At 33.9% G+C, this 14,524-nt stretch carries 12 protein-coding genes and 1 pseudogene; 8 read left to right on the top strand and 5 right to left on the bottom strand.

Annotation, left to right across the window (positions count from 1 at the left end; all coding sequences use genetic code 11):
- Positions 1 to 546: 546 nt before the first annotated feature.
- Positions 547 to 1,665 (bottom strand): Fic family protein, encoded by a 1,119-nt coding sequence (locus B9T35_RS17985; protein ID WP_086192650.1) that lies wholly within the window; start codon positions 1,663 to 1,665, stop codon positions 547 to 549.
- Between the two features lie 232 nt (positions 1,666 to 1,897).
- On the opposite strand from B9T35_RS17985, the gene B9T35_RS17980 reads away from it, so the two are divergent.
- Entirely contained in the window at positions 1,898 to 2,380 is a 483-nt protein-coding gene (locus B9T35_RS17980) for a hypothetical protein (protein ID WP_086192648.1), read from the top strand.
- A 111-nt stretch (positions 2,381 to 2,491) separates the two neighbouring features.
- On the opposite strand, the gene B9T35_RS17975 is transcribed toward B9T35_RS17980, so the two are convergent.
- The 3 genes from B9T35_RS17975 to B9T35_RS17965 are packed head-to-tail and all read right to left on the bottom strand — an operon-like array spanning position 2,492 to position 5,876.
- Positions 2,492 to 3,484, bottom strand: a complete 993-nt coding sequence (locus B9T35_RS17975) for a DNA cytosine methyltransferase (protein ID WP_086192646.1) — start codon at positions 3,482 to 3,484, stop codon at positions 2,492 to 2,494.
- Positions 3,477 to 4,814 (bottom strand): protein NO VEIN domain-containing protein, encoded by a 1,338-nt coding sequence (locus tag B9T35_RS17970; RefSeq protein ID WP_086192644.1) that lies wholly within the window; start codon positions 4,812 to 4,814, stop codon positions 3,477 to 3,479. Before B9T35_RS17970 ends, B9T35_RS17975 begins: the two co-directional genes overlap by 8 nt.
- The gene (locus B9T35_RS17965; RefSeq protein ID WP_086192642.1) at positions 4,815 to 5,876 is read right to left on the bottom strand and encodes a DNA cytosine methyltransferase; all 1,062 of its coding nucleotides are present in this window, start codon (positions 5,874 to 5,876) and stop codon (positions 4,815 to 4,817) included.
- A 962-nt stretch (positions 5,877 to 6,838) separates the two neighbouring features.
- Between B9T35_RS17965 and B9T35_RS17960 the strand changes: the two genes are divergently transcribed.
- The gene (locus tag B9T35_RS17960) at positions 6,839 to 7,186 is read left to right on the top strand and encodes a hypothetical protein (protein WP_086192641.1); all 348 of its coding nucleotides are present in this window, start codon (positions 6,839 to 6,841) and stop codon (positions 7,184 to 7,186) included.
- Positions 7,187 to 8,271: 1,085 nt separating this feature from the next.
- Here the strand turns inward: B9T35_RS17960 and B9T35_RS18910 are convergent.
- Positions 8,272 to 9,126, bottom strand: a pseudogene (locus B9T35_RS18910) (MobA/MobL family protein); the annotation flags it as partial.
- Positions 9,127 to 9,350: 224 nt separating this feature from the next.
- Between B9T35_RS18910 and B9T35_RS17950 the strand changes: the two are divergent.
- From B9T35_RS17950 to B9T35_RS17915, 6 genes are all read left to right on the top strand, one after another.
- A complete protein-coding gene (locus B9T35_RS17950; RefSeq protein WP_086192637.1) occupies positions 9,351 to 10,073 on the top strand; it encodes a hypothetical protein in 723 nt (240 codons plus the stop codon).
- A 606-nt stretch (positions 10,074 to 10,679) separates the two neighbouring features.
- On the top strand, positions 10,680 to 11,603 hold the full coding sequence (gene repM, locus B9T35_RS17940) for a replication initiation protein RepM (protein ID WP_086192635.1): 924 nt from the start codon (positions 10,680 to 10,682) through the stop codon (positions 11,601 to 11,603).
- A 63-nt stretch (positions 11,604 to 11,666) separates the two neighbouring features.
- Complete coding sequence (locus tag B9T35_RS17935; RefSeq protein WP_086192633.1) at positions 11,667 to 12,212, top strand: plasmid replication DNA-binding protein; 546 nt, start codon at positions 11,667 to 11,669, stop codon at positions 12,210 to 12,212.
- A gap of 233 nt (positions 12,213 to 12,445) precedes the next feature.
- A complete protein-coding gene (locus B9T35_RS18500) occupies positions 12,446 to 13,234 on the top strand; it encodes a hypothetical protein (protein ID WP_171264328.1) in 789 nt (262 codons plus the stop codon).
- A gap of 180 nt (positions 13,235 to 13,414) precedes the next feature.
- Positions 13,415 to 13,726 (top strand): hypothetical protein, encoded by a 312-nt coding sequence (locus tag B9T35_RS17920; RefSeq protein ID WP_086192629.1) that lies wholly within the window; start codon positions 13,415 to 13,417, stop codon positions 13,724 to 13,726.
- 253 nt (positions 13,727 to 13,979) lie between these two features.
- Positions 13,980 to 14,369 (top strand): hypothetical protein, encoded by a 390-nt coding sequence (locus tag B9T35_RS17915; protein ID WP_086192628.1) that lies wholly within the window; start codon positions 13,980 to 13,982, stop codon positions 14,367 to 14,369.
- The last annotated feature ends 155 nt before the right edge of the window (positions 14,370 to 14,524 follow it).

Below are 14,524 nucleotides of genomic sequence, written 5' to 3'. Positions count from 1 at the left end.
AAATTATTTTTTTATTAAAAAAAAATATATCTATGATTTTATTTTTTATAAATAAATTGAATTTTCTACTAAATGACTCTCCATTTAACATAATGGGCGTTATGCGAAGTCGGATTGAGTTATCTTTTTAAAATCAAATACTTAGTTGTTTTACATAACACCCAAAAACCGTAAAAAACCCACGCCGAAACATCTCGGCGGTTTTTTAAACAGTTTTGATATATTTCGCCACTAAAATTGATTAATTATTGGTCAAAACTAAGGAATCATATATAGAGCTGTCCCTGAAAAAATGATCAAAATAATGATGGAAAAAAACATCAAATATTTACCAATGGGATGTTTTCTGTAGGCATAACTAATAGCAATCAAAGTAGCTAGAATAAGTAATGTTGCAGGCCAAAATATGAGGGCAACAAATAGGATACTCTCCGCAAAATTTAATTTAATCATAAATTTTTATTTAAAGTATTTTCATTGTTATAACTAATCTCAGTTCAAAGGAAAAGCCCAACAGGATGTTGGGCTTTTTTATGGCTTGAATATCTATAACTGAGTATTGATCTGATAGCGTGTATTACGGCCACCACCTTCCAATTTGACGATACATTCTTTCTCAAGCAAGTCTGATAAGTGGCGAGTAGCTGTTGCCTTACTGATTTTTGCAACCTTTTGATATTGTGATGCACTGATACCATGTTCAAAGCCATTTTCGCCACCGTCTAATAAACGATTTAGGACTTTGCGTTGTTCTTCACTCAGGGCTAAATTTGAATACTTATGCCAAAATTGACTTTTAAATAATGTTCGATTGATCTGCGCTAAGGTTTTTTCAAGGCTATCATTCAATGTATCTAAAAACCAAACGAGCCAATCTGTGATATCAGAATCATTTTTTTGAGTTTGTTCTAATATCTCATAGTAGCTTTTACGTTTATTCAATATCGCAGTGGACATTGCATACAAACGGATGCTCTGTTCATCCATTTGAGCTAAAGCAAGGTCTGTAAGTGTACGTGTAATACGTCCATTACCATCATCAAAAGGATGTAGGGTAACAAACCATAAATGAGTAATGCCTGCACGTAACAGAGGATCAAGCAATGAATCATTCAGACTTTGATTAAACCACGCTATGAAGGTATTTAAGCGGTCTTCTAAGCCTTCTCTTGGCGGTGCTTCAAAATGTACTTTAGGATAGTCCAAACGACCTGAAACGACCTGCATAGGCTCTGATCCCCGAAGTTGACCAATGCGTAAACGTTGCATTGTCCAATCTGGGTCATTGAAAAGCCAACGATGCCATTGCATAAGACGCTCAACAGTCAATGGTTGCTTAACATCGTTAAGCGCATCTAGCATGATATTGGCTAAACCTTCTGATCGATCTGAGCTTGGATAAGGCTGTTCAAGTGTGACACCTAAGCGTTGAGCTAGAGATGATCGCAATGAAAAAACATTGATGGTTTCGTTTTCAATTGCAGATGAAGCAACAAGATTGGCTAGCAGAGTATCCAGGGTGAACTGCTCTTTTGCTAAATCATGCTGACTTTGCCCAAGAAGAATCCCTATTTTTTGATGTATCTGTCTGGTTTTAGGCAAGATAATTGAATCTAGCCATGTAAAATTTGTCCAGTTTTCTGCTTGCCAGATCCATTCTTGCATTTTCAATCGCTCATCTAAAATTTCAGATGAGTTGAATATAGCACTTATTCGGCTCATATTGTGAGCCGAATAATGGGGTTAATCAGCTCATTTCATCTAGGATATTTCTACTTGGGGGCTAAAAGTCGAATTTCGCATAAGAGATTTTATGTTAAATGAATGCTAGAAATACCTTTGATCTAGCCATTTCGTATAAGGTGTATTATGTTAATTTTAGGGAAAGTGAATAATAATGAATGATGCAGAAAAATTTCAGCTGAAATTGGAGTTAACATTAAACTTAAAATCAGCTAACGAGATTCAAAATTGGGCTACAACTAGAATTGATCAAGACATAACGGATTCAGATGCCCTAGAAATCTGTTTTTTCTCTAAAGAAAAGCAAGTTTTAGATTATTTTCATAATATGCAATTTGAAAGGCTCAACTTGGAGCCTATGTTAAAGCGAAAAATATTTAGAGATGTTTTAAAGAGATATATCCAACTGGCACAGACTATCGAATACTCGGAAAAATTAATCCATAGTCTCTTTAACAAGTTGCTAGAACTTTCAACAATCGCTGATGATGAAGTTTTATATAATTTTATCATGCACTATGATGATGAATTTTATTTATCTGTTGATGGATTTTCTAATTTAGTTCATGAACAAGTATGGTCTATATTTATTAACCAGCTTGAGAAATGGTTTTCATCAAATTCTAACTCCATTTAACATAATGGGCATTATGCGAAAATATCAAAAAAAATAGTAAAAATAGGAGCTTAAAGCTCCAATTTTTGACTTCGCATAACGTGTATTATGTTAATTTTAGGAAAACTTAAATTAAACAGCTTCCTTCAATGAAACATTTTCAACATTTAGAGCAGCTCTTACTTCTTGCACTAAATTCCAAAACATTACTGGAGGGATAGCATTTCCTAGAGCTTTATATTGGGCTGCATCGCTTCCAACTAACTTAAATGTATCAGGGAACGATTGAATACGAGCAACTTCTCTTGGAGTAAAGCGTCTATATTTACCCTCTATACATAACACAGGATCTGTACTATTTAAGCTGACTTTAGCAAGATGTGCTCCAACAGTATTACATGGCTGATTAACATCCTGAGCACGTCCCTTATTCATTTTTTTATTGCTCTTCAATAACCCCTGAACAGCTCGTTCACTGAAATAATATTTAGGATCGATTTCACTTTCAGGGAAAATAACATCAGATAAAGTTGCCTGTTTAAGGTTATTCAATATAGGAAATTTAAAGTTTTTAAAGTGTTTTTCACTTTTAAAACCTACAATAAAAACCCTTTCTCGTTTTTGAGGGACACCAAAATCCACAGAGTTTAGTAATTTCCAAGTAACGTAATAGCCACTTTTTCTAAACTCTTCTAAGATTAATGGAAATGCCTCTTTTTTATTTGCTGACAGTATTCCTTTCACATTCTCAGCAATAAAAACTGATGGCTTCTTTTCTCTCAAAACTTTACACATTTCAAAGAAAAGCTCACCTTTCTCATCCTTAATCCCTAAGCGAGGAGGATTTTGAGCAACAATTGAAAAGCTTTGACATGGAAACCCACCAGTAAGTAAATCATGTTCTGGAATTGATTTATGGTCTAAAGCTTTAATGTCACCTACAAATGTAGGACATGAAAAATTCGCTTCTAAAATTTCTATGGCTTTTGGCTCAATATCATTTGCAAAAACGATATCAACATTATTCGATGAATAATATTGACCTAGAAACTCAAAGTCTCCTTTTAAACCAACATCTGTTCCACCACAACCACAGAACAGAGAGACTGCTTTTAATTTACTCATGTGTACGTAATAACTCTACTTGCGTATAACAGCTTTCATCAAAGAAGATATCTGCACCATTTCGGGGAACCATCCTGATACGGTCTTGCTTATATAAACCAACTGGATCTTGGATAATCCATAAAGAACAACTCTCATCTGAAAGCTGTAAACGATAAATAAAATATCTATCTCTATGCGATTCAGCAGCAGACCATTCATTAGGAGTAAGATGAATCCGATTAACAGTGAAATTTTTCTGACTTACTGTAGTTTTAACTTCGATATGACGCATAGTAGCATCTAACTCTCGAGATAAAACATCGTAACCAACTGCAAATCGTGTTGGCATATGACTCACTAAATCAGCTAGCTTAGGTAGACCATTCTTAATTAGCCAAATTTTTTCATGGGCTAATGTTAAAGCTTCACCTTCATCACCGATTTGTTTAGTACTAAATGCTAAAGCATCAGAAGTAATATGAGATTTTTTAGATATTTCTTTTTCAAAAGATAGAAGCACAGCTTTACTAGAATCATTTACAAAGTCTATCCACAAAGGTCTTAACGCCCCTATCTCTTGTAGACTTTGTTCTTTTTGATAATTTGTAAATAAAGGAGCATGATCCTTGAAATATGTCAAAAATTCCCGAGCGTCTTCTCTAAAAAAGTACTTGCCTTCATAGTCTTTAAGCATCAAACCCGCTAATACACAATAATCTAAAATATCTTGTGAATATCGCTTTGTATCACCCTTAGCATCATAAGCAACCTTATATTCACGGTTTGTCAAAATTCTGCCAATAGTGAGAGAAACATCTTCATGATCTCTTGTCACTCTAAGGTCATTTAAAACACAGTGACAAAACTCTACATCTGTAATGTATAGGTTTTCTTCTGTAATAGAAGAAGTTAAAAAATTTGAAAGCCATAACAAGGGACGAAACACTATATTCGCATCAATAATTTCTTTTATTTTATAGTTTTTTAAAAAACCTCCTGGATGTTGAAAAGTTGAGATAAATCTTAAGAAAAACTCTCTCAAATTTGCTGTATCAGCCAAATCTTTACATAAATTTGTAGCAATTACGTGATCATCATAATTCTTCATCATACTAAATAAAGCGGTGATCTCAGTTCGCCAATTACTTACGGTATCCAAGGCAGCATTAGCATTACCTGGATAATCTTTGATAGCTTTCGAGATATTTTCTTTAAAAATATCTTTTTTTTGTCCGTCTAACTCTACTATCGCAAATGACATATACCCCAAAACGTTTTCAATGTTTTTTTTGAATCGTGGTCTTGGATGATGCAAGCGTTGATAGAACTTTTTGGGAACTTCGTACATTTATAATTTCTCAAGTATTTTCTTTGCCAAAGTTTGAGCTAGTACAGGAGGTACAGCATTCCCTACCTGTCTGAATTGCTCTGTTTTATTACCAATGAACTCAAACCGATCAGGGAATGATTGCAAACGAGCACATTCGCGTACAGTAGGAACTCTATTGGCATAATAATGAAAATGATGTCTATGACCCGTATCAATCGTTGGTGATGGTGCATGATCCGGGAATCTTGTCCAAGCAACATTGAAATTACGGCTATTTCTTAGTTCTTCTGGTAAAGCTTTATAATTTTTTCCTGGGGGCACTAATTTAATAGTTTCTTTAACCTTATCAGAGTGATTCGCAGCAATATGATTTAAAACACTATTTGAATTATGTCTCATTAACTCTTGATAAAAGTTTTGAATTGGTAGGGCGTACTCTTGAATCGGTTCACCTAGTACATTTTCTAAAAGAGGTAAGTCATGTAAAGCATCATAAGTACTTACCATTTTTTTAAAAATTAAGTCTTCTTGTTCTTTATGAGTAGGTAAAGGGAATTCAAACTTCTCACCGTTCTTTGTCCCTATAAAAAATACTCGGCGTCGATGTTGGGGAACACCATATTCAGATGCTTTTAATATTTGAAAATTTACCGTATAGCCTAATTCTTCTAGACTTTTTATAATTTCATCCTTAATTTTTCCTTTAAACAAGGAAACCATACCAGGAACATTTTCAATCAAAACATACTTAGGATTAAGTAACGACACTATCCTAATAAAAGACAGGTATAACTGATTACGTGGATCTTCTAACCTACGAGGACCCGATAAAGATAATCCTTGGCAAGGAGGTCCACCAATAACCACATCAACAGAACTTTCATCTAATGTTTCTAATATTTGTTCATTAGAGATTTCACGAATATCTCCAAGAATAGTCTTAGCATCTTTATGATTTAACTTAAAAGTTTCGATAGCTGCCTTATCGTGATCTATTCCTAAAACAGTTTTGAATCCCTCTTGTTCAAAGCCATAAGAAAGACCGCCACAACCACAGAATAAATCAACAACATTTGGCATAACTAGCTTATACAACAATAATAAAACAGGTGGCTGAATACTAAGTTATATAAGGTTTTGGAGCAAATTCCATGTGCTTACAAAAGAATCTTTGGCGATATATTTAACATAAAACCTCTTATGCGAAATGATGATTTCTTAAATTTTGGGCAAAAAAATCCCAGCCTAGAGGGTGGTGGCCGGGAACTAAAATTGACTCTAAATCAGGTGGCTGGATGGGTCATAAATGATTTCATTTACTGCCTGTCTGGCTTAAGAACACTATATAAAGAATTAATTAATTTGTATAACAGATAAAATTGTAAATAATGATCGAATTATTAGATAGTTATTTTAGATCATAAAAAAGCCCAACATCCTGTTGGGCTTTTTTACATATTTGGTACTGAGGCATGACTCCTGTCTTACCTGCATTTTCCATTGCTGTCTTTTCTTATTCTTATCTGGAGCATCCTGCTCTCTATGTGCCCATGATAAGCAATATATGGGTGAGCATCTAGGCGCAAACAGCGTGAATTGATGTACGCCTTGGCGTACAAAACTGAATAAAAAACTATCCCCTTTTTATCCGCAGAAATTGTGGATTATTTCAGCAGTGTGACAGTTGAGAACATAGGGAAAAGTTTAAAATTGATTAATATTTAATCAATTTTAGTGGCGAAATATATCAAAACTGTTTAAAAAACCGCCGAGATGTTTCGGCGTGGGTTTTTTACGGTTTTTGGGTGTTATGTAAAACAACTAAGTATTTGATTTTAAAAAGATAACTCAATCCGACTTCGCATAACGCCCATTATGTTAAATATGTACTTAAGTGCTGAAATCGAAGTAAATATGTAATAAAAACCTTACAGGCCATGTTTGTTTAAAAGATAGACTACTTACCAGTAAATTAAATTTTAGATAATATTTTAAATTATTGAATTTTTTATTTATATTTTTATTAAAAAAGGGGGGGGATAATGGGCAAGTTATACTGTCTAGTATTGTTTATAATTGCATCCGTTGTTATTGGATATAGTTTTTTTAAACTTCCTCCTTCTATTGAATACTTTGAGGAAGAAAAATTATGCGGAACATATGAATATGAAGATTATGCTATTTCATCTAGGCCTCCATATCCAAAAGAGTATTTTATAAGATTTGATCAATATGGTTTATTTGGACTGAGAAGTAATACATATCCTAATAGGGTGAATTTTGAAAATTTAAAAAAGGGCCAAAAAGTTTGCTTGGTTTTAAAACGTAGAAAAGATAAGGAAAATGACTTAAGTCAATCAATTTTAGTTTTATTGAACACTCACCACTAAGGTAAATTTTACGGCTAGGTTCTTAACTGTTGCACTTGCTAGTTGAATCTGCCAATTAAAAAAAGAGGATTATCTTTTCTTTAAAGATCAATATTTTTTAAATTTTCATAAAATTAATATAATGCTAATTATACGAAGCCCATGTCTGAACATGGGCTTTTTTGATTCTTGATAGTACTTGTTCTTGAAAGATTGACTAACAGGACTTTATACATCTAGAAAGCTCTTAACTAGTTGATTGTTTTTATTGATTCTTGCATTTTTAAGCGACGTGACTCCTCTAATTTAGTTTTGATTATTTGGTAAAGCGCTTATTGAAAGCTCCAAGACGCTTTAACATTCATTTTAATCTTCTAAAACCCTGGTCCATTCCAATCATGGGATGACTCATCTTTTTTGAGCTCAATGACTTCAACCTCATCTAGAATCTGGGGTTCAAGCTGAGTCTTTAACGCCTCAATGATTAGATCGTCTCTTTCTTTAAACTTTTTAAGATTATCTTGCTGATCTAATTCATAATCTTCAGGAAAATAACGACTCGCTAGCGGTGCGATAAAACCCTCATAAATCTGCATAAACCCTCGCATTTCAACCTGTTTCCCCTCAAAGTTTCGCTGTATATCATTGCGTTGCGATGGATAGAATTGATAACTAAAGTGCTGATCAAAAGCAAGATTCCGGGTGTTATCAAAATTGGCTAGCTTTTGAATAAATTGACTGAGATGTCTTAAAAAATAACGTAAATATTCTTGGTTATCGTCATTCGAACAATATTGATCAAACTTGTCCCAAATTGATGGGGTTGCATCCTGTAAATTGATCTGAATAAACGTCGCCCCAGGAACAATTAATTGCTCGCAACTTAAGTCCTTCATTAACGTCTGTTTCTGTAATTCTATCCACACAGAGTCAAATGCTGAACGTTCTAAAAGCCGACTCATGATCCCACAATTTTGCTGATGCATCTTTAAAAACGATTCATGATAAGAAGCCCCTTGGCAAGCCTTCACAATCGTTTGTTGTAGCTCATTCAGTTCAAAATCCTTGTATTTTTTCCGATCAGCATACCGTTGTTGTAGCGGCTTTATCTGTTCTAACTCACGCTTGGCAAGTTCGTTCTCATATGCTGTTTTATACAGCTCCATTTTGTTTTCTTCTCGGATCCGTTGAATCGTTTCTTTCTGTGCTTGAACGTCGAGCTGAATAATGGGATCTGCACTGTACAGTTTCCACCTTGGAATCTGCGGAACATCTTTTAAATGGGTAGCAAACTGTTGGTTGTAATCCCGATTCGATAAACAAGAAACCCTATTTTCAACCGTTAACGCTAGCCCATTGAGCATGACGATTTTCTGTGGGGCATATTGCTGCAGACAATCATTCAGTAACTGTTCGGTCGTCTGCCTAAAAATCAGCACCTGATTCTTTCCCTGGCCCAAAGCATTGGCTGTCATTTTTTGTGCACCGCCTTGCTGTGGATTTTTGGGCCGGTACTGCTTAAAAAACTGTTCCGGTGAGCGTTCTATTCCATCGGCAAGGCTACGCTCAGAGTACATCAGATGTAAATGCGGTTGATCCTCACCAGTTAAAGCACTGGCATGATGGTGTACCGCTGCCGTATAGGGAAACTGATACCTATCGGTAAATTCCTGAATAAAGGATTCGACCAACTCAATCCGCTGCAATCTGTTCAGCTCTTTAGGCAAAGCAACCGTTAAAACAGTCGATGACCGGCCTCGTTCAATTTCATGCTGATCGGCACTTTTCCAAAAATCTGCAGGCCGATTTTTCGCCCAAGCAGGCAGGTGTCCAGAACGGACAAACTCTAATTCTTCATCCTGTTTTTCCGCTAAGAAATGTCCTGTCCTGGTGAGGTAATGGAAGGCATTTTTGCTGCTATTCGCCTTCTTCACATTATGCCGAATGTCCATGTAAAACATTGATTGCTACTCTCGATTTTCGGGGGGCTTTTGCTTTTGCTCCGCAGGACGAAGACTTCTGTCTTTTTTGCAAAACTATCACGCTAGGGATAGTTTTGCAAAAAAGACAGGGAGACGAGATAACAATTAATTCTGCGATACAGAATTAATTGTTAATTTCACTGTACTAACGAGTTAAGCTCACTGTACTAACCGTGAAAATATTTAAATCTTTAGGAGCGTTTATGGCCGGTCGTCAAAAATTGATTTTAACGTTGGATGATGTGAAACAACTGATCAAACATATTCAACAACTGCCCTTCAAAAGAAAAATAGAACAGCGATTTCTAGACATCCTTCCAGGCAAAAAAAGCATGGCTGATTTTTCTGAATCAGACTTACTTCTAGTTAAAAAATGTCGCTATGAAAAAAATGCCTATCTCAAACAAATGGCAGCATTGGCAAAAATTCAATCGCAATCTACCCCAACAAAATTTGAACGTGAAATTTTGGATTTAGCCAAACGTTCAGATATTGATGCACATTTTTTAAAATTGGATGCCTTAAAAAACTATCTGCAACAACAGGATCAGAAGAAAGCTGAAAACAAACTCAGAAACCAGAAAAAGCGTATCGACTCGAAAGTAAACAAAACCGACCCAAGTCTAAAAAAACAACGTGATCGAGAAAATTACTACTTGGGTGCAATGTGTAAAAAGCTATTTGAGCTCACTGGTTTTCATGCCAATCAGCCGAATGACTTAAAACGCCTGCAACACATCTTTATCGATGCAGCTGCCACAGCTGTTTGGATCGAAAAAAATCAAATAACTGAAGATCAAAAAATAAGAACTGCGGAGAGGCATGTACACAATGGAATTGTCAAAACCGCAGTAGATGGATTTGAGCAGGACAGTAGAAACCCATTTAAAGCCACAGAGCGCTCGTTTCAGCCATCTTTAACTTGAATGACATGAAACTATGTGTAAAGCAGAAAACATTGAATATGCGTCAAATAGGCCGTATTGAACGAGTGTCTACGAGTGCCACACTGAAAAGTCGTGCCTAGACCCTCTGAAAAACTGTTTTTTTGTAAATGGAGTTCAGAAAATTATGGATTTATTAATTTAATTTGATTCTAAAACGAGCATCGCGAGTAAAAAAGGGTTATGAGCAAAGCGAATTCATTCTTGTTTTTGATTTTGCTTGTGCTTTTTTCAGTATAAAAATTGAATTCGGTATGAGATAAAAATTGCCCCTTCGAACTGAGCGAAAGCGAAGTTCAATAGAGTTTGAGCAGAGCGAAAACATAGGGCAATTTTTTATGTTATGGGCTTTTAATTATTTTTAAGCTTTTAAATGCTTTTAGACAGTAATTTTTATATTATTTTCAAATATTTATGCTGCTATAAAGATAGGTTTAAGGGGTTATAAAGATAGGTTTAAGGGGTTATAAAGATAGGTTTAAGGGGTTATAAAGATAGGTTTAAGGGGTATTTGAATAGGTAGATTATTGACTATTTTAAATAGGTAATCTATAACCTATTTAAATGGATTAATTAATTTAATGAAATATGACTAATAACAACAAACTAGTTGTAAAAGATAATGCCTTAATTGATGCATCATTTAATTTATCGCTCATTGAGCAAAGAATTATGCTTCTAGCGATTGTTGAGGCAAGGGAATGTGAAAGCTTGTCTCCAGACACTCCTATTGAAATATCTGTAAGCGATTATATTCATCAATTTAAGGTGGATAGTAATAATGCATATAACCTCATTAAAGATTCAGCAAGGACTCTTAAAAGAAGAGAATTTAGTTATTTAGATCGCTATAAGGGAAAAGAAGCTCTAACAACAGCAAATTGGGTGAATAAAGTTACTTACGTAGATACTAGTGGTTTAATTGTTTTATATCTTAGCAATGAAGTTATTAGCCTAATTAGCAGGCTTAGCGAACAATTTACTAAATACTATTTAGAGCAAGTTTCTGATTTCAAAAGTAAATATAGTATTAGATTATATGAACTTGTAATCAAGTGGCTAAGCGTAGGTAAAACAGATAAATATAATCTTAATGATCTTCGATCTAAGCTTGGATTAGATGTTCAAGAATATTCAACTATGTCTAATTTCAAATCCAATGTTTTAGATAAGGCTGTAGCTGAAATTAATAAGCATACAAATATTCACCTTAATTATGAGCAATTCAAAAAGGGACGAATCATTACTGATATTCAGTTCTTGATAAAATCAAAACCTCTTGCATCACGTCAAAGGGCTATAAAAAAAGTTGAGAAAACTTTTCATGAAATGAGTGATGCACAGGTCAATATTTTTGGTAACCAACTATCTCGCATCCATGAGCTATCTCATTTAGCCTCAGAAGGAGAAAGCTATGAAATTCTTGCATCAAAAATTAAGGAAATGCTTCGAGATCCTAAGCAACAGCCTGTGTTACTACCCCATTTAAAAAATTTAGGTTTTAAAATTTAAGTGTATTGAAGAATACACTTATTGTATTCTTCAATACGTATCAGCAATACAACATAATACAATATGAAAACAAGCACAAAATACAGTGTTAGTGATGCAGCTACACTATATAAAAAGTCTAGAGCTACACTATATAAAGATATAAAAAACGGAGTATTGAGTCGTGATAATGATGGCTCTATCGACTTTTCAGAACTACTTCGTGTTTATGGTGAACCTTTTGGTGGAAAACAATCAAAACGTATTGATACATCTTCAATACAAAATATAAATACACATGAATACACAGACAATACGTTTGTAGAACTTAAGAATCAGATTGATTTTTTAAAGAAACAATTAGAAAAAGCAGAAGATAGGGAAGCTAAAGCTAATTCTCGTATCGATACACTTCTTACGCTCATTGAAATGAAACCCCCTCAAGCTAATATGACTACGTTTACCGATCAAGAATCTGAACCTGATATAGCAACGGATTCTCGGTCAGAAGAGTTAGAAGCTAAGCCAGAACAACCAATCGAAAATCCACGTATTCCAGTACCCGAACATATTGAAGAAGAACCTAAGAAAAGGGGATTTCTCAGTCGCTTTTTCTTGCCGAATGGATGAGGGGATTATTCACTGTGTCTAATCAAAACTGTGGAACAACGGTCAAATACTAGGCGTGAAACATGAATAATCCATAAAAAAGCCCTGAGCAATAGGTCAGGGCTTTTTAGAATGAGATAAGTAAATGATTTAGAACAAAATAATTAACTGATTTCGCATAAGGTGTATTATGTTAATTTTAGAGAAACTAAACTGATTTAGATTTAAAAATAAAATCTATTAAAGAGAAAATAATGCATAAAAAGATAGTGCTCTCTTTATTTTTCGTTTTTCTCACAGCATGTTTCCAGCGAGATAAGCAAGAGATTCCACAAGAAGGGGAAATTGTATTTTGGAAACAAGATCTTGAACTTATTGTTAAAGCCAAACTTGGACCACGCCGAGAACATATACCTAGTCAATTCGATTATGAATTTTATCGGCCTGCACGAGAACATTATTTGGGGCAATTTCCCATTGATTATGTTCCTGAAAAATTTCAACCGATTACTCAGCAACAAGCGGACAGTTTACCTAGGCCAGATTCTAATCGGCAATTACAGTTTGATTTAAAGTTAGGGAATTCTGATTTTCAAGCAACGGATGGACCTTTACCTGATCATGATGATCAAGTAAGAGTCCGGATTGAAGGTCTGACTATGGATATGCGAGCTGACAATTTAGATACCTATAAGACCTTCATACAACGAAAAGAATTTTTTAAGGAAAACTCCAAATTTGAAAAATATGGTTTGACCTGTTACCAAAAAAAAGTAGCTGATAATTTCTATGGTTGTTATGGAAAATCTAAAGGACAGCATGTGACTGGTGTTTTATTAAATGTAATTGCTTTGGAAATTACACCAAGTAATCAAATTGCTCAAATTCGAGGAAATAGTTATGAACCGAATAAATATGGCGGTATATGGGTTCAGTGGGAAACCAATTTAAATAATTGGGACAAATGGCAAGAGATAGATAATGCAATTTGGCGCTTACTAGACACCTGGAATGCGGCTCCATCATCTCAAAAAAGTAACTAAATTTTACTTATTTAACATAATGGGTGTTATGCGAAAATATCAAAAAAATAGTAAAAATAGGAGCTTAAAGCTCCAATTTTTGACTTCGCATAAGGTGTATTATGTTAATTTTAGCTATTCTTAAAGTTGTTATGTTTTAATATTATTGAGAATAATAATCATTTTATAAAGAATTCTAATATGAATAATTTATCAATAAGTTCTCCCAATGATCCTTTGATTAAATCTTGGTTTGGTTTTGCTTTAGGTGCAATATCTATTGCATTAAGCCTATTTGGATTGTCCAAAAGTTTTGATTTGGCAGGAATTTTAAGTACCTTAGGCTTTCTATGTTTTTGGTATCCTTGGAGCCAAGTGACAGGTTGGAATAATCCAATAAAAAACTTTTTTAAAGCTGATAATCAAGCTATGACTAAACTGAGTTCCTATTTAGCACTGATTGCAACTGTGTTGCTCATAAGTTCTGTGATTATCAGTTTATTTTCTAATTAGAACTTCATTTAACATAATGGGCATTATGCGAGCTATATGTGTTAGAACCCAATCATTTAGATCGGCCCAGATTATTTTATCTGGAATAGAGTTAATGCATATGATGAGGAAAGGACAATTTGATTTTAAGGGATCAAGTGATTCGATAGGATCATTGTATCAATTAGTTGGCTAAGACAAGGGGTTAGCCAAATTATTTCGACTTCAATTCCTTAATGCGACAGAACCGATAAAATCTAGGTGTCTTAATTTCATGAATAATATTAAATATTCTTTATTTTTATTAGGTTTTTTAATTATTTTTGTGCAATTGGTTGTGTTGCCAATTAATGAATTTTTTATTTTGCCTGCTTACATGGATTATAAGTCTAAAAATATTAAAAATATTAAAAAAGGTTATGCTTGCTATAAAGGAAAATACAAAACAAAAAGTGGAAATTATGTTTACGAATATACTGTTGATAACTCTAATATAACAAGTTTTTCAGGTTTAAAAGTTGATTTTCCATTTCTTTATAAGAGGGGGGAGTTTTTTAAAAAACTAGAAATTAATAATTCAAAATGTATTTTTGTTGATTACGTTGAAATAAATTATTTTTTTATTAAAAAAAAATATATCTATGATTTTATTTTTTATAAATAAATTGAATTTTCTACTAAATGACTCTCCATTTAACATAATGGGCGTTATGCGAAGTCGGATTGAGTTATCTTTTTAAAATCAAATACTTAGTTGTTTTACATAACACCCAAAAACCGTAAAAAACCCACGCCGAAACATCTCGGCGGTTTTTTAAA

Source organism: Acinetobacter sp. ANC 3832 (genome assembly GCF_002135415.1).
Lineage (GTDB): Bacteria > Pseudomonadota > Gammaproteobacteria > Pseudomonadales > Moraxellaceae > Acinetobacter.
Note: the sequence above shows the minus strand (reverse complement) of the source record. Positions and strands in the feature narration are given on the sequence as shown.

What these genes read in the sequence shown, in the direction of transcription:
- B9T35_RS17965 (WP_086192642.1), bottom strand. Translation starts at nt 5,876, where the DNA reads ATGCCAAATGTTGTTGATTTATTCTGTGGTTGTGGCGGTCTTTCTTAT.
- B9T35_RS17970 (WP_086192644.1), bottom strand. Translation starts at nt 4,814, where the DNA reads ATGTACGAAGTTCCCAAAAAGTTCTATCAACGCTTGCATCATCCAAGA.
- B9T35_RS17980 (WP_086192648.1), top strand. Translation starts at nt 1,898, where the DNA reads ATGAATGATGCAGAAAAATTTCAGCTGAAATTGGAGTTAACATTAAAC.
- B9T35_RS17985 (WP_086192650.1), bottom strand. Translation starts at nt 1,665, where the DNA reads ATGCAAGAATGGATCTGGCAAGCAGAAAACTGGACAAATTTTACATGG.
- repM (WP_086192635.1), top strand. Translation starts at nt 10,680, where the DNA reads ATGACTAATAACAACAAACTAGTTGTAAAAGATAATGCCTTAATTGAT.
- B9T35_RS17920 (WP_086192629.1), top strand. Translation starts at nt 13,415, where the DNA reads ATGAATAATTTATCAATAAGTTCTCCCAATGATCCTTTGATTAAATCT.
- B9T35_RS18500 (WP_171264328.1), top strand. Translation starts at nt 12,446, where the DNA reads ATGCATAAAAAGATAGTGCTCTCTTTATTTTTCGTTTTTCTCACAGCA.
- B9T35_RS17960 (WP_086192641.1), top strand. Translation starts at nt 6,839, where the DNA reads ATGGGCAAGTTATACTGTCTAGTATTGTTTATAATTGCATCCGTTGTT.
- B9T35_RS17915 (WP_086192628.1), top strand. Translation starts at nt 13,980, where the DNA reads ATGAATAATATTAAATATTCTTTATTTTTATTAGGTTTTTTAATTATT.
- B9T35_RS17975 (WP_086192646.1), bottom strand. Translation starts at nt 3,484, where the DNA reads ATGAGTAAATTAAAAGCAGTCTCTCTGTTCTGTGGTTGTGGTGGAACA.
- B9T35_RS17935 (WP_086192633.1), top strand. Translation starts at nt 11,667, where the DNA reads ATGAAAACAAGCACAAAATACAGTGTTAGTGATGCAGCTACACTATAT.
- B9T35_RS17950 (WP_086192637.1), top strand. Translation starts at nt 9,351, where the DNA reads ATGGCCGGTCGTCAAAAATTGATTTTAACGTTGGATGATGTGAAACAA.